20 protein-coding genes are annotated in these 23,976 nt (G+C 60.6%); 15 read left to right on the forward strand and 5 right to left on the reverse strand.

The genetic code is table 11. The features are described 5' to 3' along the window. The first annotated feature begins 11 nt into the window (after nt 1-11). The 4 genes from phnL to phnP are packed head-to-tail and all read left to right on the forward strand — an operon-like array spanning nt 12 to nt 3,182. Entirely contained in the window at nt 12-728 is a 717-nt protein-coding gene (phnL, locus tag ACL9RJ_RS07490; RefSeq protein WP_103032876.1) for a phosphonate C-P lyase system protein PhnL, read from the forward strand. Continuing rightward, nucleotides 722-1,867, forward strand: a complete 1,146-nt coding sequence (locus ACL9RJ_RS07495; protein WP_177146791.1) for an alpha-D-ribose 1-methylphosphonate 5-triphosphate diphosphatase — start codon at nt 722-724, stop codon at nt 1,865-1,867. The genes phnL and ACL9RJ_RS07495 overlap by 7 nt, the downstream gene beginning before the upstream one ends. Further along, on the forward strand, nt 1,867-2,430 hold the full coding sequence (gene phnN / locus ACL9RJ_RS07500) for a phosphonate metabolism protein/1,5-bisphosphokinase (PRPP-forming) PhnN (protein WP_422765083.1): 564 nt from the start codon (nt 1,867-1,869) through the stop codon (nt 2,428-2,430). Before ACL9RJ_RS07495 ends, phnN begins: the two co-directional genes overlap by 1 nt. Before the next feature lie 2 nt (nt 2,431-2,432). Next, nucleotides 2,433-3,182 carry a phosphonate metabolism protein PhnP gene (gene phnP, locus ACL9RJ_RS07505; protein ID WP_103032875.1) on the forward strand — a complete coding sequence of 250 codons (750 nt, stop codon included), beginning with the start codon at nt 2,433-2,435 and terminating at the stop codon, nt 3,180-3,182. Here phnP and ACL9RJ_RS07510 read toward each other — a convergent pair. Then, entirely contained in the window at nt 3,125-4,069 is a 945-nt protein-coding gene (locus ACL9RJ_RS07510; RefSeq protein ID WP_177088025.1) for a LysR substrate-binding domain-containing protein, read from the reverse strand. The two genes, phnP and ACL9RJ_RS07510, sit on opposite strands and share 58 nt — an antisense overlap. A gap of 168 nt (nt 4,070-4,237) precedes the next feature. Here ACL9RJ_RS07510 and ACL9RJ_RS07515 point away from each other — a divergent pair, with 168 nt between their 5' ends. The 8 genes from ACL9RJ_RS07515 (at nt 4,238) to ACL9RJ_RS07550 (ending at nt 14,024) form a co-directional block, all read left to right on the forward strand. Beyond that, entirely contained in the window at nt 4,238-5,248 is a 1,011-nt protein-coding gene (locus ACL9RJ_RS07515) for an aldo/keto reductase (RefSeq protein ID WP_177118415.1), read from the forward strand. Nucleotides 5,249-5,486: 238 nt separating this feature from the next. Beyond that, nucleotides 5,487-6,284 (forward strand): SDR family NAD(P)-dependent oxidoreductase, encoded by a 798-nt coding sequence (locus tag ACL9RJ_RS07520; protein ID WP_017127189.1) that lies wholly within the window; start codon nt 5,487-5,489, stop codon nt 6,282-6,284. Nucleotides 6,285-6,304: 20 nt separating this feature from the next. Next, nucleotides 6,305-6,721 carry an SRPBCC family protein gene (locus tag ACL9RJ_RS07525; protein ID WP_177088027.1) on the forward strand — a complete coding sequence of 139 codons (417 nt, stop codon included), beginning with the start codon at nt 6,305-6,307 and terminating at the stop codon, nt 6,719-6,721. A 100-nt stretch (nt 6,722-6,821) separates the two neighbouring features. After that, on the forward strand, nt 6,822-7,490 hold the full coding sequence (locus ACL9RJ_RS07530; protein ID WP_177088029.1) for an ABC transporter ATP-binding protein: 669 nt from the start codon (nt 6,822-6,824) through the stop codon (nt 7,488-7,490). Beyond that, the gene (locus tag ACL9RJ_RS07535) at nt 7,487-9,976 is read left to right on the forward strand and encodes an FtsX-like permease family protein (protein WP_422765084.1); all 2,490 of its coding nucleotides are present in this window, start codon (nt 7,487-7,489) and stop codon (nt 9,974-9,976) included. Before ACL9RJ_RS07530 ends, ACL9RJ_RS07535 begins: the two co-directional genes overlap by 4 nt. Further along, nucleotides 9,966-11,045, forward strand: coding sequence for a lipocalin-like domain-containing protein (locus tag ACL9RJ_RS07540; protein ID WP_177088032.1), 1,080 nt, complete (start codon nt 9,966-9,968; stop codon nt 11,043-11,045). Before ACL9RJ_RS07535 ends, ACL9RJ_RS07540 begins: the two co-directional genes overlap by 11 nt. 122 nt (nt 11,046-11,167) lie before the next feature. Further along, nucleotides 11,168-13,372 carry an OsmC domain/YcaO domain-containing protein gene (locus ACL9RJ_RS07545; protein WP_422765085.1) on the forward strand — a complete coding sequence of 735 codons (2,205 nt, stop codon included), beginning with the start codon at nt 11,168-11,170 and terminating at the stop codon, nt 13,370-13,372. Nucleotides 13,373-13,619: 247 nt separating this feature from the next. Further along, a complete protein-coding gene (locus ACL9RJ_RS07550) occupies nt 13,620-14,024 on the forward strand; it encodes a hypothetical protein (RefSeq protein ID WP_017127195.1) in 405 nt (134 codons plus the stop codon). Between the two features lie 395 nt (nt 14,025-14,419). Here ACL9RJ_RS07550 and ACL9RJ_RS07555 read toward each other — a convergent pair whose 3' ends face one another. After that, nucleotides 14,420-14,668 (reverse strand): DUF6124 family protein, encoded by a 249-nt coding sequence (locus tag ACL9RJ_RS07555; protein ID WP_420902252.1) that lies wholly within the window; start codon nt 14,666-14,668, stop codon nt 14,420-14,422. A gap of 273 nt (nt 14,669-14,941) precedes the next feature. Between ACL9RJ_RS07555 and ACL9RJ_RS07560 the strand changes: the two genes are divergently transcribed. Next, entirely contained in the window at nt 14,942-15,577 is a 636-nt protein-coding gene (locus tag ACL9RJ_RS07560; RefSeq protein ID WP_083875383.1) for a hypothetical protein, read from the forward strand. A 369-nt stretch (nt 15,578-15,946) separates the two neighbouring features. Here ACL9RJ_RS07560 and ACL9RJ_RS07565 read toward each other — a convergent pair whose 3' ends face one another. The 3 genes from ACL9RJ_RS07565 to ACL9RJ_RS07575 form a co-directional block, all read right to left on the reverse strand. Beyond that, a complete protein-coding gene (locus ACL9RJ_RS07565; protein ID WP_017127197.1) occupies nt 15,947-17,248 on the reverse strand; it encodes an MFS transporter in 1,302 nt (433 codons plus the stop codon). A 262-nt stretch (nt 17,249-17,510) separates the two neighbouring features. Then, nucleotides 17,511-18,473 carry a GntR family transcriptional regulator gene (locus ACL9RJ_RS07570; protein ID WP_017127198.1) on the reverse strand — a complete coding sequence of 321 codons (963 nt, stop codon included), beginning with the start codon at nt 18,471-18,473 and terminating at the stop codon, nt 17,511-17,513. A 42-nt stretch (nt 18,474-18,515) separates the two neighbouring features. Then, a complete protein-coding gene (locus ACL9RJ_RS07575; RefSeq protein WP_042935765.1) occupies nt 18,516-19,832 on the reverse strand; it encodes a CitMHS family transporter in 1,317 nt (438 codons plus the stop codon). A 350-nt stretch (nt 19,833-20,182) separates the two neighbouring features. On the opposite strand from ACL9RJ_RS07575, the gene ACL9RJ_RS07580 reads away from it, so the two are divergent. Both ACL9RJ_RS07580 and prpF read left to right on the forward strand, forming a co-directional pair. Continuing rightward, on the forward strand, nt 20,183-22,789 hold the full coding sequence (locus ACL9RJ_RS07580) for an aconitate hydratase (RefSeq protein ID WP_042935766.1): 2,607 nt from the start codon (nt 20,183-20,185) through the stop codon (nt 22,787-22,789). 31 nt (nt 22,790-22,820) lie between these two features. Beyond that, entirely contained in the window at nt 22,821-23,969 is a 1,149-nt protein-coding gene (prpF, locus tag ACL9RJ_RS07585; protein ID WP_177128761.1) for a 2-methylaconitate cis-trans isomerase PrpF, read from the forward strand. The last annotated feature ends 7 nt before the right edge of the window (nt 23,970-23,976 follow it).

The following is a 23,976-nucleotide window of genomic DNA, read 5'->3' on the forward strand; positions in this document are numbered from 1 at the left end:
AGGTGTCTCCGATGACAACGCTGCTCGAGGTCCGCGACCTCTCGAAAACCTTCACCCTGCACCAGCAACACGGTGTGGTGCTCAATGTGCTGGACGGCCTGGCCTTCAGCGTCGATGCCGGCGAGTGCCTGGTACTCCACGGCCAGTCCGGCGCTGGCAAAAGTACCTTGCTGCGCACCCTGTATGGCAACTACCTGCCGGCCGGCGGCAGCATCCGCGTGCGCCATGCCGGCGACTGGCTGGAACTGGTCGGCGCCGAACCGCGGGAACTGCTGGATGTACGCCAGCGCACCCTGGGTTATGTCAGCCAGTTCCTGCGGGTGATCCCACGGGTCGCCTGCCTGGACGTGGTCATGGAGCCGGCCCTGGCCCGTGGCTGGGAGCGCGGCGTCGCCCAGGCCCGCGCCGAAGCGTTGCTGAGCCGCCTGAATATCCCGCGGCGGCTCTGGCAACTGGCGCCGGGGACCTTCTCCGGCGGCGAGCAGCAGCGGGTCAACATCGCCCGGGGCTTCATGGTGGATTGGCCGCTGATGCTGCTCGACGAACCGACGGCGTCCCTCGACGACGCCAATCGCCAGGTGGTGCTGGAACTGATCGGCGAGGCGAAAGCCGCCGGTACCGCGCTGATCGGCATTTTCCACGACCGCGCCGCCCGCGAGGCGGTTGCCGATCGCCATCTCGACATGACCCCGACTGCCTCGATGCCCAAGGAAGCCACGCCATGCTGAACGAACAGATTCTCAGCAACGCCCGACTGGTCCTCGCCGACCAGGAAATCACCGGCACCCTGGTCCTGCGCGACGGCCTGATCGCCGAGATCGGCGAGGGCCGCAGCCAGTTGCCCCAGGCCCAGGACCTGCAGGGCGACTACCTGCTGCCGGGGTTGATCGAGCTGCACACCGACAACCTGGAAAAGCACATGACCCCGCGTCCCGGCGTGGATTGGCCGTCGGTATCGGCGGTACTCAGCCATGACGCGCAGATCATCGCGGCGGGGATCACCACGGTGTTCGACGCCTTGTCCATCGGTGACGTCAACCCCAAGGGCAAGCGCATGCAGCAACTGCCGGGCATGCTCGATGCCATCGCCACCGCCAGCGCCGCCGGCCTGACCCGCGCCGAGCACCGCCTGCACCTGCGCTGCGAGGTCTGCCACCCCGAGACCCTGGCGGTGTTCCGCGACCTGGTGGAAAACCCGCTGGTGCAACTGGTCTCGGTCATGGACCATTCGCCGGGCCAGCGCCAGTTCGCCCTGGAGTCCAAGTACCGCGAGTACTATATGGGCAAGTACCACCTGAGCGACCAGCAGATGGACGAGTTCATCGTCCTGCAGATCGCCAACTCGGCGCAGTACAGCAACCGTTATCGTGGAGCGATTGTCGAGGATTGCCTGGCCCGCGGCCTGTCGGTGGCCAGCCATGACGACGCGACCCTGGCCCATGTCGAGGAGTCGGCGGCGTTCGGCATGAGCATCGCCGAGTTTCCCACCACGATGGAGGCGGCCAATGCCTGCAACCGCTTGGGCATGGCCGTGCTGATGGGCGCGCCGAACGTGGTGCGCGGCGGCTCGCATTCGGGCAACGTGGCGGCGGCGGCACTGGCAAAAGACGGGTTATTGGATATCCTGTCCAGCGATTACTATCCGGCCAGCCTGTTGCAGGCGGCCTTTCTGCTGGCCGCCCAGGACAACGACTGCGACCTGCCACGGACCGTGGCCATGGTCAGCCGGGCCCCGGCCCACGCGGCGGGACTCGACGACCGCGGGGAAATCCGCGTCGGCCTGCGTGCCGACCTGATCCATGCCCGCAACCAGGGCGGCCTGCCGGTGATCCAGCAAGTGTGGCGACAAGCGAAGAGGGTGTTCTGATGGCGGGCAGGTTGATCTATCTCATCGGGCCTTCGGGCTCCGGCAAGGACAGCCTGCTCGATGCCGCCCGCGAACCTCTGGCGCAACGGGGCTGCCGCATCGTGCGGCGGGTCATCACCCGTTCCGCCGAGGCGGTCGGCGAGGCTGCCCATGGCGTCAGCGCCGAGCAGTTCGCGGCGATGCAGGTGCAGGGGGCCTTTGCCTTGAGCTGGAAGGCCAACGGGCTGTTCTACGGGATTCCCCGGGAGATCGACCAGTGGCTGGAGGAAGGCCAGGATGTGCTGGTCAACGGCTCGCGCGGCTACCTGCCCGAGGCCCGCGAGCGTTATCCCGACCTGCTGGTGGTGCTGCTGACGGTGGAGCAGTCGGTATTGCGCGAGCGGCTGCTGGCCCGGGGGCGCGAGTCGTTGCCGGAGATCGAGGCGCGGCTGGCGCGCAACGCCGACTTCACCCTCGGGGCCGGCGTGCTGGCGGCGGATGATCCGTCGCTGGTGCTGCTCGACAACTCCGGGCCGATCCGCCAGACCGTGACCCGGTTGTTTGCCCTGATCGGCAAGGAGTGATCATGCGCCTGACCTTGCTCGGCACCGGCGATGCACGCCAGGTGCCGGTGTATGGCTGCGACTGCCGGGCCTGCGTCGCGGCCCGCCAACAGCCGGCGCTGCGGCGCCTGCCCTGCAGCGCCCTGGTGGAATGCGGCGACCAGCGCTGGCTGATCGACAGCGGCCTGCCGGACCTCACCGAGCGTTTTGCGCCGCGCAGTTTCAGCGGCATCCTGCAGACCCATTACCACGCCGATCACGCCCAGGGCCTGCTGCATCTGCGCTGGGGCCAGGGCCTGGTGATCCCGGTACACGGCCCGGCCGATCCGGAAGGGCTGTCGGACCTCTACAAGCATCCGGGGATTCTCGATTTCAGCCAGCCGTTCGCCGCCTTCGAAACCCGCCAGCTGGGGGCGCTGGGCGTCACGGCGCTACCGTTGGTGCATTCCAGGCCGACCCTGGGTTATCTGCTGGAAGGCGAGGGCCGCCGCATTGCCTATCTCACCGACACCGTTGGCCTGCCCGCCGAGACCGAGGTCTTCCTGCAGGCGCGACCGCTGGATCTGCTGGTGCTGGACTGCTCGATGCCGCCGCAGCCCCAGGCCCCGCGCAATCACAACGACCTGAACCTGGCGCTGGCGACGATTGCGACGCTGAACCCGGCGCAGGCGGTGCTGACCCATGTCGGCCACACGCTGGATGCCTGGCTGCTGGATCACGCCGGGACGTTGCCGGCCTCGGTGCTGGTCGCCAGGGATGGCATGACGCTGTAGGCGTCGTTGACCAGGACTTCGCGGAAGGTCGCCACCAGTGGTCGCAGGTTGATCCGATGCCAGGCGGCCCACAGCGGGGTGGTATAGAACAGCCACGGCAGTTCCCGCAGCACCACGCCTTGCGGGGCGTTGTGGCGCAGGCTCCGCTGGATCATCGTCAGGCCCAGGCCCGCCGCCACCAGGCCGAGGGCGGTCAGCGGCTCGCTGGCTTCCAGGCGGATATCCGGGTTGAAACCGGCCTTGATGCAGGCCGAGACGAAGTCATCCTGCTTACCCGCATTTTGCCGATGTTGCACGGCAATCCATTCCTGGCCGGGGAAGTCCTCCGGACGCAGTTCGTCGAGCAGGGCCAGCGGATGCTGTTCAGGCAGGGCCAGCAGCATCGGGTCGTCCAGCACCCGGGCGCTGTTCAGGTCGGGATCGTCCGCCACCGGCGGTTCGCTGACCAGGGCAATATCCAGGCTGCGCTGGCGCAGGCCTTCCAATTGCTCCGCCGAATTCAGGCTGTACAGCGCGATATGCACCCCGGGCCGGGCCGTGCGCAGGGTCCGCAAGGCATCCGGCAGCACCCCCGAGTGCATGGCGTTCTCGATATAGCCGATGCACAGGCCGCCTTCTTCCCCCCGACCCAGGCGCCGCCCCAGGGACTCCAGGCGGTTGGCGTGGGTCAGGAAGGCGCGGGTCTCGGCGAGGAAGGTCTGGCCGTCGACGGTCAGGCGAATGCGCTGCTGGCTGCGCTCGAACAGCGTCAGCCCGAGGCGTTCCTCCAGCTGGGCGATCTGCCGGCTGAGGGGCGATTGCGAGATGTGCAGGCGCTCTGCGGCGCGGCCGACGTGCTCTTCTTCGGCGACCACGACGAAGTAGCGGAGTTGGCGTAGATCGATCATGTCAGACCTCGAAGGACTCAAGTAGCGCAAATTATGTCTTGGACGGTCAAAGGTTCGCAACCTAGTATTTGTCCCGACACCGCGATCGATGCCGCCCCTCGCGAACAAGCTGGCACCTGCTGAGGGGCAAGGCGTGATCCCTTTTATCGAGCTTTAAGGAGTCCATTCATGAGTATCAGAGACAAACTGCAAGGTCCCCTGGGTTTTGGCACCGCCCCGCTGGGCAACATGTTCCGTGCCATTCCCGAGGACGAAGCGCTCGCCACCGTCGACGCCGCCTGGGAGCAGGGTGTGCGTTACTTCGACACCGCGCCGTTCTACGGTTCCGGGTTGTCGGAGATCCGCCTCGGCGAGGCCCTGGCCAGGCATCCGCGGGACCAGTATGTGCTGAGCAGCAAGGTCGGCCGGGTGATCCTCGACGAAGTCGAAGACGTCGCCGCCCGTGACCTGGGCGAGAAGGCCGGGGTGTTCGCGCATGGTCGGCCGAACAAGATCGTCAACGACTACTCCGCCGATGCCACGCTGCGTTCCATCGAGGACAGCCTCAAGCGCCTGCGCACCGACCGCCTGGATATCGTCTGGGTTCACGATATCGCCCAGGACTTCTATGGCGACGAATGGCTGGAATACTTCAACGTGGCCCGCAAGGGCGCATTCCGGGTGCTGAGCCGGCTGCGCGAAGAAGGCGTGATCAAGGCCTGGGGCCTGGGGGTGAACAAGGTCGAGCCGTGCGAGCTGACCCTGCAACTGGCCGAGGCGCAGCCGGACGGTTTCCTGCTCGCCGGCCGCTACACCCTGCTGGACCATGAGCGTGCCTTGCAGCGGCTGATGCCGGAGGCGGCGGCGCAGAACGTCGATATCGTCGTCGGCGGTCCCTACAGCTCCGGTGTGCTGGCCGGAGGCACGAATTTCGAATACCAGCCAGCGTCGCCGCAGATTCTGGCTAAAGTTGAACGGATCAAGGCGATTGCCCGGGACTTCGGCGTGGACATCAAGGCCGCGGCGTTGCAGTTCTCCCTGGCCAACCCAGCAGTGGCGGCGGTGATTCCCGGGTCGAGCCGGCCAGGGCGGATTGTCGAGGATGTGGCGGCGTTGCAGGTGAAGATCCCGGCCGAATTCTGGCCGGCCCTGCGCAGCGCCGGGCTGGTGGCGGGTAACGCGCCGTTGCCGCTGAGCTGACAGCACGGGAAAGCCCTGATGATCGTTCCCACGCTCCGCGTGGGAATGCAGCCCGTGACGCTCTGCGTCACAAGAGCGGACGCGGAGCGTCCCTAGAGGCATGCCCACGCGGAGCGTGGGAACGATCGGTAACCTGTGAAGCTTGCAGCGGTTTCACGGGCCTCTTCGCCGGCAAGCCGGGCTCCTACAGGGGCCGTGTCCGGCTTGATACCGCTTTATTCATTCAATCGAGGTTCTCATGCAGATCAATCTTTCCAACAAGGTCGCCATTGTCAGCGGCTCCACCGCCGGTATCGGCCTGGGCATCGGCAAGGGCCTGGCGGGCGCCGGCGCGACAGTGGTGATCGTCGGCCGCCAGCAGGCCAAGGTCGACGAGGCCATCGCGGTCATTCTCGCCGCGCATCCCGAGGCCAAGGTCCGCGGCCTGGCCGCCGACCTCGGCACGGCCGCCGGCGCCGAGGCGCTGTTCCGGGCCGAGCCGGACGCCGACATCCTGGTCAACAACCTGGGGATCTTCAACGACGTCGATTTCTTCGACACCCCGGATGAAGAATGGACGCGTTTCTATGAGGTCAATGTGATCTCCGGCGTACGCCTGTCGCGGCACTACACGCCGGCAATGGTCAAGCGCGGCTGGGGACGGGTGCTGTTCGTCTCCTCCGAATCGGGTATCGCCACTCCCGCCGATATGATCAACTACGGTGTCACCAAAAGCGCCAACCTGGCCGTCTCCCATGGCCTGGCCAAGCGCCTGGCGGGCAGTGGCGTGACGGTCAACGCGATCCTCCCCGGGCCGACCTTTACCGACGGCCTGGAAGAGATGCTCAAGGACGCCACCGCCGCGTCGGGGCGCAGTGCCCGGGAAGAGGCCGACGTTTTCGTCAAGGCCGCCCGGCCGACTTCTATCATCCAGCGGGCAGCGGATGTCGAGGAAGTGGCCAACCTGGCCGTGTACCTCGCGTCACCGCTGTCTTCCGCCACCACCGGCGCCGCGCTGCGGGTCGACGGTGGTGTTGTCGATAGCCTGGCTATCTGAGGTTTTTCCGGAGAATTTTCATGGCTGCAACATCCGTTACGATTGAAATCCCCGCGACACCCGAGCAGGTCTGGCAATTGATGGGCGGCTTCGATTCGCTGCCCGACTGGCTGCCGTTCATTCCCCGCAGCAGCTTGAGCGAAGGCGGGCGGGTGCGGACCCTGCAGACCGCCGATGGCGGCACTGTGGTCGAGCGCCTGGAAGCCTTCGACAACCGGGCCCGGCGCTACAGTTATTCCATCGAGCAGGCGCCGTTCCCCGCTACCGACTACCTGGCGACCCTGCAGGTCCGCGAGGGCAGTACCCCACAGACGGCCATTGTCGAATGGGCCGGTATCTTCACCCCGGTCGGGGTCAGCGAAGAGGAAGTGGTGGCGCTGTTCCACGGCATCTACAGCGGGGGCCTGGCGGCACTGAAAGCCAACTTCCCCGATTGATCGACGGTGCAAAAACGTCCGCACTGGCCTATAACGGCAGTCATCGTGAAGCCCGATCCGGCGATTCGCCGGTCGGGCTTTGTCTTGAGTGAGGTTATCGATGTTGCGTATTCGCGGGCTGAGTAAAGCCTACGCCACCGCCCAGGGGCCGTTGGCCGTGCTGCAGGGCGTCGACCTGGAGCTGGAGCAGGGGGCGAGCCTGGCCCTGATGGGCGAGTCCGGCAGTGGCAAGAGCACCTTGCTGCACCTGGTGGCCGGGCTGGATCGGGCCGATGCCGGTGCGATCGAGATCGCCGGGCGCGATCTGTGCCAGTTGAACGAAGTCCAGCTGGCGAGCTGGCGGCGCCACGACATCGGCCTGATCTTCCAGCAGTTCAACCTGATTCCCAGCCTGACCGTGGCCGACAACCTGGCCTTCCAGGCGCGTCTGGCCGGACGGCACGATCCGCGCTGGCAGGACGAACTGGTGGAACGTCTCGGCCTGGCGCAGACCCTGTCCCGTTACCCCGAGCAACTGTCCGGCGGCCAGCAACAGCGGGTGGCCCTGGGACGGGCGTTGGCGGCGAAGCCACCGCTGATACTCGCCGACGAACCCACCGGCAGCCTCGACGAGAGCACCAGCGACGAAGTGCTGGGGCTGTTGCTGGATCTGTTGGCCGACAACGGCACCAGCCTGCTGATGGTCACCCACAGCGAGCGCATGGCCAGCCGGCTGCAACGTCGGGTGCGCCTGCACAACGGCCGCCTGAGCGAGCTGTCGGGGGCATGAGGAGCTTCTATTGGGCCTTGCGCGCGTTGCTCAGCCACTGGTGGCGCCATCGGGTGCAGTTGTGCAGCGTGCTGGCCGGACTGTGGCTGGCGACGGCGTTACTGACCGGCGTGCAGGCCCTCAACAGCCAGGCCCGGGAGAGTTATGCGCGGGCCAGCCAGTTGATCGGCGGGGCGGCGCCTTATCGTCTGGTCAGCCGTGATGGCGGGCGCTTCGAGCAGCAGTTGTTTGTCCGGTTGCGTTTGGCGGGCTGGCCGGTTTCGCCGCTGTTGCAAGGCCGGCTGGAGCTGGACGATCCCCGCCATCCCGGGCATGTCCAGCGCCTGCAGGTGCTGGGCATCGATCCGGTCAGCCTGCCCCAGGGCAGCACCCTGGCCGGTCAGGCGGTGGACAGCGGGCAGCTGCTGGCGTTTATCGGCGTGCCCGGACAAACCTGGGTCGCGCCCGATACCTTGCAGCGCCTGGGCTTGAAGGTCGGCGAGCGTCCCCGTGATCCCGAGGGGCAGTTACTGCCGCCGTTGGCCTTGCGGCCGCAACTGCCGCCGGGCCTGTTGCTGATGGATATCGGTGCCGCGCAACGGGTACTGAAGGCGCCGGAGCAACTCTCGCAGTTGTTGCTGGCGACGGATTTCGCTCGCGGTGAACCGGCCTTGCCGGCGGATCTGGTGAGCCGCCTGCGGTTGCAGGCGCCGGGTGATGAAAGTGACCTGGCGCGCCTGACCGAGAGCTTTCATCTCAATCTCAGCGCACTGGGATTCCTGGCGTTTATCGTCGGGCTGTTTATCGTCCACGGCGCTATCGGCCTGGCCCTGGAGCAGCGTCGCGGCCTGCTGCGCACCCTGCGTTCGTGTGGCGTCAGCGCCCGCTGCCTGCTCGGTGCCTTGACCGTGGAACTGCTGGGATTCGCCCTGGTCGGCGGTGTGCTTGGCGTGGTCAGTGGCTATGGCCTGGCGAGCCTGTTGTTGCCGGATGTGGCGGCCAGTCTGCGCGGCCTTTATGGCGCCGAAGTGGCGGGCAGCCTGAACCTGCCGCCGAGCGACTGGTTGGCGGGCCTGGGCCTGTCCCTGGGCGGTGCCTTGCTCGCGGGGGCCGGCAGTGTCTGGCGCGCCGCGCGCCTGCCGTTGCTGGCGCTGGCCCAGGCCGAAGCCTGGCGGTCGGCACAGGCCCGGCGCCTGCGCCAGCAGGCCTGGCTGGCCGGGTTGCTGGCAATGGTGGTGCTGGCCTGTATTGCCTGGGGTGACAGCCTGGCCAGCGGCTTTGTCCTGATGGCCGCGTTGTTGATGGCGGCGGCCTTGCTGCTGCCGGTGTGCCTGAATGCCATTCTCGGCAGCGTGCTGCCGGCCTGTCGCCGGCCCTTGAGCCAGTGGTTTGTCGCCGACAGCCGCCAGCAATTGCCGGCCCTGAGCCTGGCGCTGATGGCGTTGCTGCTGGCCTTGGCCGCGAACATCGGCGTGGGCAGCATGACCTCGGGGTTTCGCCAGACCTTCACCAACTGGCTCGACCAGCGTTTGGCCGCGCAGTTGTATATCACCCCGCAAGGTCCCGAGCAGGACGCGCAACTGGAGCGCTGGCTGGCCGAGCGTCGCGACGTCCAGGCGCTGCTGCCCGGCTGGGACGTCGAGATCAGCCTGCAGGGCTGGCCGACCCAGGTGCGCGGGATACCCGATGTGCCCATTTATCGCCAGCACTGGCCTTTGCTGGAGGCGCGTGACGATGCCTGGCAGCGTTGGGCGGCGGGCGAGGGTGTGATGATCAGCGAGCAACTGGCGCGGCACCTCAAGCTGGCGCTCGGCCAGCCCCTGGTGTTGCCGACCCCGAGGGGCGACTGGTCGCTGCCGGTGCTGGCCGTGTATGCCGATTATGGCAACCCCAAGGGCCATCTGCTGCTCGAAGGCCGGGCGTTGCAGGCCCATTGGCCGGGGCTGCGGCCGAGTCGCTACAGCTTGCTGGCAGAGCCCGAGGCCGTGGCGCCGCTCAAGCGCGAGTTGCAGCAGGCCTTCCACTTCGACGAGGCCCATCTGATCGACCAGAGCGAACTCAAGGACGCCGCCGGCAAGGTCTTCGAACGCACCTTCGCGGCGACCGCGGCCCTCAACAGCCTGACCCTGGGCGTGGCCGGTGTGGCGTTGTTCATCAGCCTGCTGAGCCTGAGCGAAAGTCGCCTGGGGCAACTGGCGCCGCTGTGGGCGTTGGGTGTCGCCCGCCGGCAACTGTTATTGCTGAGCCTGGGGCAGACCCTGCTGCTGGCCTCGATCACCTTGCTGCTGGCGATTCCCCTGGGGCTGGCGCTGGCCTGGTGCCTGGTGGCGGTGGTGAATGTCCAGGCGTTCGGTTGGCGCCTGCCGATGCAGGTCTTTCCCTGGCAGTTGCTGCAACTGTCGGTGCTGGCGCTGCTGGTGACCCTGGTCGCTGCCGCCTGGCCCCTGTGGAAACTGCTGCGGGTGCGGCCGGTGGAATTGTTGAGGACCTTTGCCAATGAACGCTAGGGGTCTGTTGCCGCTGTTGTTCGGCCTGTTGCTGGGGGCCTGCGATCAGGCACCGCCGGCCGGGTCCGAAGGCTTTGCCGGGCTCGGTGCGACCGCCGCCGGGTATGCCCAGGTGGTGCCCGGTCAACCGCTGGTGTTTCCCCGTGATCATGGGGCGCACGGCGATTACCGCATCGAGTGGTGGTATGTCACCGCCAATCTCGAGGATGCCGAGGGCCATTCCTACGGCGTGCAATGGACCCTGTTCCGCAATGCCTTGCAGGTGCCCGGCAAGCTGACCGGCTGGAGCGAACCGACCTTGTGGATGGGGCATGCGGCCCTGACCAGCGAGCACGGCCATCACTACGCCCAGGCTCTGGCCCGGGGCGGGGTAGGTACCGCCGGGGTGGAGGCCGAACCCTTGAAGGCCTGGATCGACGACTGGCAGTTTCACGCTCTGTCCCCGGCCAACCAGGGCCTGGGCGATATGCAGATGACGGCCCGTGGCAGTGACTTCGCCTACCGGCTGAACCTGCGCAGCGAGCGTCCATTGGTCTTGCAGGGCGATCACGGCTACAGCCTCAAGTCCGGCAAGGGACAGGCGTCGTGGTACTACAGCCAGCCCTATTTCCAGGTGAGCGGCAGCCTGCAGGTCGACGGCCGTGAAGTCCGAGTGAAGGGGCAGGCCTGGCTCGACCGCGAATGGAGCAGCCAGCCGCTGGCCGCCGACCAGTCGGGCTGGGACTGGTTCTCCCTGCACCTGGCCGATGGTGCCAAAGTCATGCTGTTCCAGGTCCGGCAGACGGACGGTCAGCGCTACCGCGCCGGCACCTGGATCAGTGCCGATGGCCAGGCCCAGGCATTGCGGGGCGACGAGATCATCCTGACGCCGGGACGGATCGCCGAGGTGGCCGGACGCCGTTTACCGGTGGAGTGGCGACTGGAGATCCCGGGCAAACAGTTGCGCATCGACACCCGTCCATTGCGGGACGATGCCTGGATGGGCACCGCGTTTCCCTACTGGGAAGGTCCGATCAGTTTCACCGGCAGCCAGACGGGCGTGGGGTATCTGGAAATGACCGGGTATTGAGGGGGCAAACAGCCGGAAAGGCCGGCAAACGAGCGAGAGATGCCGTGACAGCGTGCTCTTCTGGTGGAAAAACCGGATAATGCCGGCCAAATTATTTAGCTCGTTATAGTGGTAATTCCCGCATGGAAATCAAGGTTAATTTTCTCGACAACCTTCGACTTGAAGCCAAGTTCGATGACTTCACGGTGGTGGCCGATCAACCTATCCGCTATAAGGGCGACGGCTCGGCTCCGGGTCCGTTCGATTATTTCCTGGCTTCTTCGGCGTTGTGCGCCGCCTATTTCGTCAAGCTGTACTGCCAGACGCGCAATATTCCCACCGAGAACATCCGCCTCTCGCAGAACAACATCGTCGATCCGGAAAACCGCTACAACCAGATCTTCAAGATCCAGGTCGAGTTGCCGGCGGATATCTCGGCCAAGGATCGCCAGGGCATCCTGCGTTCCATCGACCGCTGCACGGTAAAAAAGGTGGTGCAGACCGGCCCCGAGTTCGTGATCGAGGAAGTGGACAACCTCGACGCCGATGCCCAGGCGTTGCTGATGCTCAACTCCGATTCCGAAGCGCTGACCTACATCGCTGGCAAGGACTTGCCGCTGGAACAGACCATCGCCAACATGTCCGGCCTCCTGGCGGACCTGGGCATGAAGATCGAGATCGCTTCGTGGCGCAATATCGTGCCCAACGTCTGGTCGCTGCATATCCGCGATGCCCATTCGCCGATGTGCTTCACCAATGGCAAGGGCTCGACCAAGGAAGGCGCGTTGGCGTCGGCGCTGGGCGAGTTTATCGAGCGGCTCAACTGCAACTTCTTCTACAACGATCAGTTCTGGGGCGAAGACATCGCCAACGCGGCGTTTGTGCACTACCCGAACGAGCGCTGGTTCAAGCCCGGTCGTAAAGACGCGCTGCCGACCGAGATCCTCGACGAGTACTGCCTGAAGATCTACAACCCCGATGGCGAACTGCGCGGCTCGCACCTGTACGACACCAACTCCGGCAATACCGAACGCGGCATCTGCTCGCTGCCCTATGTGCGCCAGTCCGACGGCGAAGTGGTGTACTTCCCGTCCAACCTGATCGAGAACCTGTTCCTCAGCAATGGCATGAGTGCCGGCAATACCCTGGCCGAAGCGCAGGTGCAGTGCCTGTCGGAAATCTTCGAGCGGGCGGTGAAACGCGAAATCCTCGAAGGTGAAATGGCCCTGCCGGATGTGCCGCAGGAGGTGCTGGCGAAGTACCCCGGCATCCTGGCCGGCATCCAGGGCCTGGAAGAGCAGGGCTTCCCGGTGCTGGTCAAGGATGCGTCGCTGGGTGGCGAGTTCCCGGTGATGTGCGTGACCTTGATGAACCCACGGACCGGCGGTGTATTTGCCTCGTTCGGCGCGCATCCGAGCTTCGAGGTGGCGCTGGAACGCAGTCTGACCGAGTTGCTCCAGGGCCGCAGTTTCGAAGGCCTGAACGATCTGCCGCAGCCGACCTTCGAAGGCCACGCGGTGACCGAGCCGAACAACTTCGTCGAGCACTTTATCGACTCCAGCGGCGTGGTGTCGTGGCGCTTCTTCAGCGCCAGGTCCGATTACGAGTTTGTCGAATGGGACTTCTCCGGCCAGGGTGAAGACTCCAATGCCGAAGAGGCCGCAACGCTGTTCGGTATCCTCGAAGCGATGGGCAAGGAAGTGTACATGGCGGTGTACGACGACCTCGGGGCCACCGCCTGCCGCATCCTGGTACCGGACTATTCGGAGATCTATCCGGTCGACGACCTGATCTGGGACAACACCAACAAGGCCCTGTTCTTCCGCGAGGATATCCTCAACCTGCACAGCCTGGACGATGACGGCCTGCAAGCGCTGGTCGGGCTGCTGGAAGAGAGCGAGCTGGACGACTACACCGACATCACCACCCTGATCGGCATCGAGTTCGACGACAACACCGCCTGGGGCCAGTTGACCATCCTGGAGTTGAAGCTGCTGATCCATCTCGCCTTGCAGCATTACGACCAGGCGAAGGAGCTGGTGGAAACCTTCCTGCAGTACAACGACAACACCGTCGAGCGCGGGCTGTTTTACCAGGCCGTGAACGCGGTGCTGGAAATGCACCTGGACGAGGATCTGCAGCTGGAAGACTACGAAGCCAACTTCCGTCGCATGTTCGGCAACGAGCGGATGGACGCGGTGATCGGCTCGGTGAACGGCAGTGTGCGCTTCCATGGCCTGACGCCGACCAGTATGAAACTGGAAGGGCTCGACCGGCACCTGCGGCTGATCGACAGCTACAAGAAACTGCACACGGCGCGGGCCCGGGCGGCGGGTCTGGCGAGCTGATAGCGCTGACAAGAAAAGCACCTGCGGGTGCTTTTTTTGTGTCTGGTGACGAGCCAGGGGCAGCGGATGAGAAACGTTGTGAATTGTTGTGAAGGCGCCGAGGAGTGGCCATTGGCCCATGCTACCGTCTGTGACTCGTGATCGTCATTGCGACGATATCAGTCATTCCATCGAGGGAGCAGCGCCGATGTCTACTACCGTATCACCCGCTGGTAGCGGGCCGAGCAGTCCGAAAGCGTCAAGTTCCGTGTTTGACAGCACGCTGGACACGGCCAAGTCCAGCCAGGTCATTGCCGACTACATGCGCAAGAATGGCAAGTCGGCGATCACCAAGCAGGAGCTTTCTCAACTGGCCAACGACACCTCGGGCAAGGTTCCCGCCAACGTCTCCGAAGCGGCCAAGTACATGGAGCGCCACCCCGACGTTTTTACCGCCATCGAAACCCATGACGTGGCCGGGGCCGACAACCTGTCCGGCGTCTGGAACTTCGACTGGGCCGCCAACGGTGGGCTCAAGGGTACGGCGACCGACGCCATCGCCAAGATGCAGGACACCTTCGATATGGCGATCGCCAAGTCGGCGAAAATCACTGAACTCAGCACGGCCAAAAAGGCCGAGCTGGATGCGACCAAGCAACGGCCCAGCAACTGAGTCCTGGCTTGCTGCGCTGATCGTTCCCACGCTCCGCGTGGGAATGCAGCCCGTGACGCTCTGCGTCACATCACAGATGTCGGCAAAAGAAACGGGAAGCCTTTACCGATCGTTCCCACGCTCTGCGTGGGAATGCAGCCCGTGACGCTCTGCGTCACCTCACACATACCGGCAAAAAGAACGGGAAGCCTTTGCCGATCGTTCCCACGCTCTGCGTGGGAATGCAGCCGGTGACGCTCTGCGTCACATCACAGATGCCGGCAAAAGAAACGGGAAGCCTTTGCCGATTGTTCCCACGCTCCGCGTGGGAATGCAGCCCGTGACGCTCTGCGTCACATCACACATGTCGGCAAAAGAAACGGGAAGCCTTGCTTCCCGTTCATCCCTGAGCGCTGTCAGTCACCGATGCTGGCAGGCCGTTTATCCAGTACGGCGTCGATCCACACCTGCGCCATCTCGATCAGATGCACCACACCCATCGCCACCTTACGGTTTGCCCCGGTCTGGTTGTCGGCGTTTTCATAGGCGGTGGCTGCGGCGGATTGCAGGAGTGAATAGGCATTTACCAGGGTATCTTCCGGGGGGGGCGGACCGGCGAGGTGATCGGCGGGTGGTGTGATAGATGCTGGCTTTAACGCGGCGATTCGCGCCTACTTGGTCAGGTTCTCACACCCGATCACTGATTCGTCAGTGACAAGGGCAAGCCGAGCCGCGAGGTTTGGCGCAAACAAGCGGCCGGATTTTCTAGAAAATTTCAGGCGAGGGAACGGGAGTTGCTTGCGGTTTCGCGAATTGGGGAGCAGGAATGGGCATTCTCAAACGCTCGCTTTCGGCCAAAGGCGGTCGCTTAAAAGGCCTACTATACTGGCGTTGATTCAGCTCGGGTTTGGAATTTTACGCTTTACAAGGAGGTAGTCATGACGTTGGTAATGAGTCCTGAGTTCATTCGCCACAAACGATCACATGACGCGTATGCGCGCCAGAGTCCCGGTTATGTTTACTTGATATCAAGGTTTGATGATGATGACAGTACAATATGTACGTTCGGAAGTATGGGTTATTTGGACGCTCCATTAAAAACTGGGGTTGGAGGAGTTGCGCCTGTTACATTAGCAACCTTAAAATTGCAGCGAAGAGTTCAGCCTGCCGACCTTGTACGAGGTCCTTTCATACAGGGTAGCCATAGTGTTCCCGGCGATCAAAGTGTTATCGAGAAGTCGCAGCAAGGTGGCGGCCATGCGGAGGAGCTGTTTCTGAGGAAGCTCCCTCAAATGTTTGATGAATATGGGCCTGCCAGTAAGATTGATATTTTTGTTTCCAGAATCCCGTGCGCTTCACAATCCTCAAATTGGATATTGCCCACTCCAGACGGTGAAATGCTTCTTCCTGCCGGTTGCGCCAATAAGCTGGCTGCTGTCATTCGATCTAGTAGCGGCATTACTTGGCGAATATGGTGGGAGCAAGGTTATACGAATCCAGTCACTCAAACTGCTAGTATTGGCGCATTGACGCAGCTAAGGGGTATGGCAATTGTTCAGCAATACTTTGGATAAGGTAGGGCATTGTCACCTGCTGGCCTTATCTCTACCGGTTATCTGATATCACTCTAGATACAGGTTTGAAGCAGCAGGAAAGACGTATCACTTAACCAATGACCGCTTTTGGCCGGTTGCTGCCGGTCACGACCGATAGAAAACAGTCAGAAGAACATTCTTCAAGAGCTCCCGAATGTAGGTATCGCCTATCGGTCGAGCCGGGCGGCCAGGGCTCTTAGAGGTTGCCGCCTTCAGGGATCGGGTGACCGTCCAAACCGGCTAAGAGCTGCGTTTCAGGGAGCTGCGAACCATGAGTAGTGGTGATGACGTTGAAGGCATTGTGCAGCTTCGGCGTAAGGTCGGAGAGGTAATGACAAAAGCTCATATTTATGATGCTTGCACCGCTATTGCTACTGAAGAAGATAGACGCTCCTTTGGGATCATTGGCTTTCCTGTCATAGCCAGGATTACCAGAGCCCCCGTTACAAGAAGTCCGCCGGCAATACCAAATGCCCAGTTGTAGCTACCGGTGACGCTGATCACATAACCGGTAACAACTGGCGCCAGCATGCCAAAAATGTTCCCTCCCACCACAACAAATGCCATCGCTCTACCAACGTCTCCAGAGCTCGGAAGCATGTCATTAAGCAGCGTAAAATTGAGGGATGTTGTCGACGCGATTCCAGCCAGTGTGAGTGAGAAGATTACGACAAGCTGAGTGATTCCCTCTGCAAAAGGTATCAGCAGAATGTAGCTGGCAATCATCATGGTCAGGGCGATAACGTTTCGGCGTTTACCGGAAGCTGCACCGCTACCCTGCTTCAAGTACTGATCACTCAATTTACCGATGCCGATGCAAAGGACGACAGCAACTGCATAGGGTATGGCAGTGAACAGACCACTTTTGGCTATCGTCAAATGCCGGACATCCTGAAGATAGCTAGGCAGCCAGGTCAAAAACAGATATTGGGTGTAGACGTTGCACCCTTGAGCCAATGCCAAGCCCCACAGTGTCGGGGTCTTCAGCAATTGCTTGAGACCGAAAGTTCTGGAATCTGCGTCTTTGTTGCCTTTTTCCGTGCGGGTCTCAACGATTAAATTGCGCTCTTTCTCGCTCAGCCAAGAAACCTGTTCAGGCTTTCCGTAAAAGAAGTACCACGCAAGCAGCCACACAAAACCGACGCTCCCGGCAATGACGAAGGACATCCGCCAACCGAAGGCCGCGACGAGTGCCGCCAGTACCAATGAGCAAATGGCCGGGCCGGCATATGACCCACTGTTGAAAATAGCGGTGATCGTTCCGCGCTCAGTGCTGGGTATCCATTCGCGAATGACTTTGGCCCCGACAGGATTACTCACCGATTCGCCTGCGCCCATAACCAATCGTGCTGTCAGCAGGCTAGCGAAACTTGAAGCTGCACCGGTTAGCGTTGTGGCCAGCGACCAAATGAAGATACCGAGCCCACCCACGCGCTTGACCCCAAATTTGTCGATCAGTAACCCGACAGGAATTAGGAACAGGGCATAGCTCCAGATGAAGGATGAGAACAGGTAGCCCATTCCTACGGACGTCAGGTGAAATTCCTCAGCGATAGGTTTGGCCGCAATGGATAGGGCGATCCGATCCATGTAGTTGATCATGGCCAATGAAAACAGGAAGACGGCTATCCAGCCTCTACGGTACGACATGTGGTCACCATTATTGTGTTTGTGGTGGTTGCTTGGTCGGCGCATTGGCTAGTGGGTTGTGTTCAGGCGGACACGTTAGCCATTGCTCGCTTTGCTTAAATTCAAAATGAACTTTATAGCGATATAAGTCAATCGTGAATTTTTTCTGTGGAGATGAAACCGACGATTAGCGTAATGCTAGCGCCAGGTAAAACGCGGGCAGGAGGGTGCGAGCGCGACCCGTAAGGTCGCGCTTGGCAGAAAAATCAGGAGTGCGGAGGGGTTATTCGAACAGCACGGGGTCTACTTTTTTACGTCGGGCTTGTTCCAGGTGTTTGCGCATCTGGTCTGCTGCAGCCAACCGATCCCCTCGCTCCAGGCAGTCGAGAATAGCGAGATGTTCTTCTGCTTGGCCTTTACGCGGGGCTCGTGTACTGGCTTGCCGGTACTCTACCAATCGACGCAGTTGGTCGAGGCGGCGGACTGTTTGCTGCAGAAAACGATTGCCGGAGCATGCCGCTAGGGTCTCGTGGAACAGCGAGTTTGCCTCAAACAGCTCTTGGGGAGTCATGGTCAAGTAACCGCCGTTGGCGATGAACTCCTGCTGTTTTCGACAGGTAGCAAGCGTCTCACGATCAATTTGGAATGTCGGTGATAGCAGGCCTGAGGGTTCGATTGTGGCGCGGAATGAATAGCTTTCTTCATACGCCTCCACGGAATCGATCATGGGCAGAAGCCGCCATCCTTGGCCGGCACGTTGTTCAATCCACCCCTCTTGCTGGATGCGTGAAAGAACGGCCCTCAGTGCGGCTCGCGACACATCAAACTGGCGCATGAATTCAATCTCGGTAAACAGCTCGGGAAGCTGTCGGCTAAGACGTAATTCGGCAAATTTCAGGTAGAGCGGATCGTCACTGCTCTCCATGACTTCCGAGACGAGGTCTACAAGGTCGTCGCTGGAACGGGCAAGAAAAAAGCCTCGGTTTCGGTCGTATGTGAGCATGCCCTTTTCGACCAGATGGCCCATGGCAAACTTGACCGGCGTACGTGAAACGTTAAGCGTTGCGGCCAGCTGTGACTCGACCAGATGGTGTCCTATATCGAAGCGCTCACGACGTACGTGAGAAACAATGTCACGCGCAATGCGTGCTTGCAGAGGACTTAGAGGCATTGGATCGAGAACCGAATAGAGCTGACCATAGAATCTCCATTCTAGCGTGTCGGTAAGCCAAACGGCAGAGACCATTTTTTTGCCTCTGCCGAGATTTTGCTGCGCCGAAAGTTTCCGTTAACGGACTTGATAGAAGGGGAATGCCCCAAACAACAGCCCGCCTACCAGTAAACCAAAGCTAGCGAGGATGGCCCATTTCAGTGCAAAGCGCTGGTGATCCCCAAGATCCACTTCGGCTAGCGCAACAAGCAAATAGAGAGAGGGAACCAGCGGGCTGAGCAAGTGTACTGGCTGACCAACAACCGAGGCGCGAGCGATTTCCAGTGGGGTGATGCCGTATTGGACTGCGGTCTGAGCGATGACTGGCAGGATTCCGAAATAGAAAGCATCGTTGGACATGAAGAACGTGAAGGGCATGCTAACTAGAGCTGTAAAGACTGCCAGGAACGGGCCGAAGCTAGGAGGGATTACATGCAGCAGGCTCTTTGCCATGGAGTCCACCATGCCGGTTCCCGACAATATCCCAGTGAAAATACCTGCTGCGAAAATGACAGCTGTAACCGCCAGCACGTTGGCGGCGTGTGCTGCGATACGCGCTTTTTGCTCTTCAATTTTTGGGTAGTTGAGCATGATCGCAATAGCGAAGCCGACCATGAAAAGTATTTGGATCGGCATGGCGCCTGCGATCAAACATGCGATCAGAGCCAAAGTCAGGATCAGGTTTGGCCAGAACATCTTAGGGCGACGGTTTCCTTCGCATTCCTCTGCCGATCCATGACCCAATGCCATGGAGCCGTTGTGAAAGTCATCCAGGTGGATGATGCCAAGTCGGGCTCTCTCTTTACGGCCCAGGATAACGGCGGTGAACACGAGGCAGGCGGCTCCGATCAACATTCCAGGAATCATTGGCAGGAATATTTCCATGGCGTCGACATGCAACGCCGCTGCGGCGCGGGCAGTAGGGCCACCCCACGGTGAGATGTTCATGATTCCGCTTGCGATGTTGACCAAGCACGTCATGCCAAGCACGTTCATTCCGAGTCGCTGGTAAAGCGGCAAGAAAGCAGCGCAGGCAATCATGTAGGTGGTCGAACTATCCCCATCCAGCGATACCAGCATCGTAAGTACTGCTGTTCCCACTAAGACCTTAAGAGGGTCTCCCTTCACCAGTTTCAGGATGAAACGCACGAGCCCATCAAAGAGCCCAGCGTCAATCATGATGCCGAAGTAAAGAATCGAGAATGTCAGCATCACCCCCGTTGGCGCGAGGGTTTTGACGCCGTCGAGCATCATGCCGCCGAGACCAGTGTAGAAACCGCCAATCAAAGCGAAAACGATAGGTATCAGGATCAATGCGATAAGCGCAGACAGGCGCTTTGTCATGATCAAGAACATGAAACAGATGACCATTGAGAAGCCAAGGATTGTTAACACGGTCGAACTCCCATTTTCTTAAGACGTATGTCGCTCTCATCAGCGCGAAGCTGTTCTGGAGCAAAGATTCTCAAGTCGAGACTGGCTCGATACGAATGGGCGTGAGGGCGGAGCTGGGGCATGGGAGCTTGATCATGGTGAGCCTCGACTTTCTTATGTTTATTTTTTCTACCGTACCTAACTGGGCGCTACGTCGGAGGAGGGACTGTGCACAGTAGAAATTGTTGGTTGGGGTACGTCCGATCTCGGGGTTGAGATGCATCGGATGAATCAACATTGACCTATATCACGACAAAGTGCAATATTGCCCTCACGAAAACATTGCTCGTACAGTCTGTGAGGATTAGCCAATGCCTATGTCAAAGGGTCGAACCGTTAATGCAAACGGAATCGAGTACCGTGTCAGCGATATCCGTGGGGTTGTGACTGACCTGGGCGGTGATTACGCAAAGCTGCCCTACAGCTTGCGAATCCTTGCCGAGAACGTCTTGCGTGGTGAGGCTGATCCTGAAGCCGCATTGAAGGTGATTTGCGCCCGTTCCAAAGAATTCGACATCCCGTTCCGTCCTGCTCGGGTTGTGCTGCAAGATCTGCTGGGTACTCCAGCACTGGTTGACCTCGCTGGATTGAGAGATGCCGTCGCCGAGAAGGGCGGTAATCCGCGCCTGGTGAACCCTGTCACCCCAACTCACCTTGTTGTGGATCACTCGCTTAACGTCGAGCGTTGGGGTGATGCCAGTGCTCTTGCTGATAACGAGGCCATCGAGCGCGAACGTAATGCCGAGCGATTCCAGTTTCTGGACTGGTGTAACAAAGCTTTCAGCAATCTCTCGATCATTCCCTCGGGTAAAGGCATCCTTCATCAGATCAACCTTGAGCGCCTGACCACCGTTGTGGGTACTCAGCGTCGTGGCAACGAGCTGTGGGCTTTCCCGGATACGCTGGTAGGTACTGACAGCCACACAACAATGATCAATGCCATTGGCGTGTTGGGCTGGGGTGTTGGTGGTATCGAGGCCGAAGCTGCAATGCTGGGCAAATCGCTGATGCTGCGGTTGCCGGAAATTGTGGGAGTGCGCCTGGAAGGCACCTTGCCTCAAGGTTATCTTGCTACCGATATTGCGCTGGCATTGACTGAGCAACTTCGTAAGGCAGGTGTTATCGGTTCCTTCCTGGAGTTCTTCGGCTCAGGTGTTCCGCAGCTATCGCTGGCAGACCGTGGAACCTTGTCGAACATGGCGCCAGAGTTCGGTGCGACAGCGGCAATGTTCGCAATTGATGATCGGACGCTGTCCTACCTGCGTATGACGGGGCGTGGCGGTCAGATTTCGGGCCTGACGGAAGCGTACGCACGCGCACAAGGTCTGTGGCATGACAGTCTTGCCGATGCCGAATACAACCGCGTTGTGACACTGGATCTCAGTTCTGTTGCGCGTTCGATTGCTGGGCCAAAGCAACCCCATCAACGCATCGTGTTGGGACAAAAGGCTCCCGCCACGAATCTTCCATCAGGTCTGGACAATGGCTCCGTGGTTCTCGCAGCCATCACCAGTTGCACCAATACCTCCAACCCTCGTGGCGTTATCGCAGCCGGGCTGGTCGCACGAAATGCCCGTAAGCGTGGACTGAAAAGAGCACCATGGGTGAAAACCTCGTTTGCTCCTGGTTCGATGGTGGTGTCTGACTACCTTGAAAAATCTGGCCTGAATGAAGATCTGGACGCTCTAGGTTTCAACTTGGTGGGTTATGGCTGCACCACCTGCAACGGTATGTCTGGCCCGCTGCTGAGCCCTGAAATCGAAGAAGAAATCCGTACTCGCAAGTTGGAAACCGTAGCTGCTACTTCCGGTAACCGTAACTTTGAAGGCCGTGTTCACCCGTTGGCACGCGAAGTCTTCATCATGTCACCGCCGCTGATCGTTGCTTACGCAATTGCAGGTACCTATCTGATCGATCCGGAAAAGGATGCTCTGGGTCTCGACGACAACGGGGTGCCGGTGTATTTGCACGAGTTGTGGCCGAGCGATGAGGAGCTGACTCAAATCGAAGCAGATAATTTGACTGCCGATTTGTTCGACAAAGCCTACGAAGATGTTCCGCGTGAAGCGGGCTTGATTGCCAGTGATCTGCGCGCGGGCGTCAGCGATCAATATGCTTGGCAAGCGAACAGCACCTACATCCGCAAACCTCCATATTGGAGCGATGCAGTGAGTGCGACAGACATTACCAAAGATCTCAGCAACATGCGTGTGCTGGCCATGCTCTCGGACAACATCACGACCGACCACATCTCTCCGTCTGGCGCAATTCTTCCAGAAAGCGATGCCGGTCAGTACTTGCAGTCGCACGGCATCTCAGTACCGGAGTTCAATTCCTATGGTACGCGTCGTGGCAACCATGAAGCGGCGCAGCGTGCGACCTTTGCAAGTCCACGTCTGAAAAATGAGCTGCTTGAAGATGGTCGTGAAGGCCCATGGACTTTGCTTCTGCCAGAGAAGGAAGTCACCACCATTTTCCAGGCCGCTGAGATCTATGCACAGCGTAAGCAGTCTCTGATCGTTGTTGCTGGCAAAGAGTACGGCAGTGGTTCCTCCCGTGACTGGGCTGCAAAGGGCCCGCGCTTGCTGGGTGTTCGTGTGGTCGTGGCTGAAAGCTTCGAGCGCATTCACCGCACCAACCTTGCTGGCCTCGGCATTCTCCCTCTGCAGTTTGAGCACGGTGTTTCTCGACAGAGTCTGGGCCTGAACGGACGCGAAACATTCAGCGTTGAAGGCATCGCAGAAGACTTCCAACCGGGCGCAAAAATCACGCTGGTGATCGAGCGTGAGAAGGGTGAGAAAGAGCGCGTCACAGTCGTGAGTCGTCTGGATACCTTCGAAGACGTCCGCTACTTCCGAAGTGGTGGTTTGCTGCCACAGCTTCTGATCGAAAGCATGAAGAACGCATCCGTTAACTGATGCAACGCTGATCCGTTGGAGTAAATTTGAAATGACCCAAAGACGTATTCCTGCCGTTTACATGCGTGGTGGTTCGAGCAAAGGCGTTTTCTTCCTTGACGAGTGCCTGCCACCGGCGGGCGCCGAGCGTGATGCAATCCTGCTTCGTGTGATTGGTAGTCCGGATGTGTACGGCAAGCAGATCGACGGTATGGGCGGCGCTACTTCCAGTACCAGCAAGGTCGTCGTCATCGGTAAATCCAGCCGGGACGATTGTGATGTGGATTATCTGTTTGGTGCGCCAGCAATCGAGACGCCGGTAATCGACTGGTCTGGTAACTGCGGGAATCTGAGCTCGGCAGTTGGCCCTTACGCGATCTCCGAAGGGCTGGTAGATGCGCCACGTGATGGCATGGCGGTCGTCCGGATCTGGCAGGCCAATATCCAGAAGCGAATCATCGCCCACGTTCCTATGCGCAATGGTGAGGTTCAGGAGGAAGGTGGCTTTGTCCTCGACGGAGTAGCTTTTCCTGCCGCCGAAGTCGTCCTTGAGTTTCTTAACCCTGGTGGTTCAGATGGCAGCATCCTGCCGACGGGCAATGCCGTCGACGAGTTAGACATTCCGGGTCTCGGCAATTTCCCCGTTACACTATTGAATGCTGGTAATCCGACCATCTTCATCGATGCTGAAAAGGTAGGGTTGAAAGGTACAGAAACTCAAGACCAAGTGAACAGCGACGCACAGTTGCTTGCGCGACTTGAGACCATTCGTGCTCATTGCACGATAGCAATGGGATTGGCCGAAAGCGCCGAAGAGGCAACGCGTTTGCGTCCTCATACTCCAAAACTATGCATGGTTGCCAAGCCACAAGCCTATCAAGCAGCGGGCGGCAAGCAGGTAGAACCAAGCGATATCGACGTGATCGCTCGGATTCTCTCAATGGGCAAGCTTCACCACGCGATTACTGGAACCGGCGCTGTCGCTGTTGCCGTTGCAGCCGCGCTAGATGGCACATTGGTCAATCGCATTGTCGGCGATATCGGTGATCGCCAGGTACGCATGGGACACACAGCAGGCAGCGTCGCTGTAGGAGCGAAAACCGTCCTGGACGAAGGAGCCTGGGTGGTTGAAAAAGCAGTCATGAGCCGCAGTGCTCGTCGGTTGATGGAAGGCTGGGTACGTATCCCCGAAGTTGTCTGATTTACGG

It is taken from the genome of Pseudomonas sp. Mn2068 (assembly GCF_049319725.1).
GTDB lineage: Bacteria > Pseudomonadota > Gammaproteobacteria > Pseudomonadales > Pseudomonadaceae > Aquipseudomonas > Aquipseudomonas gingeri.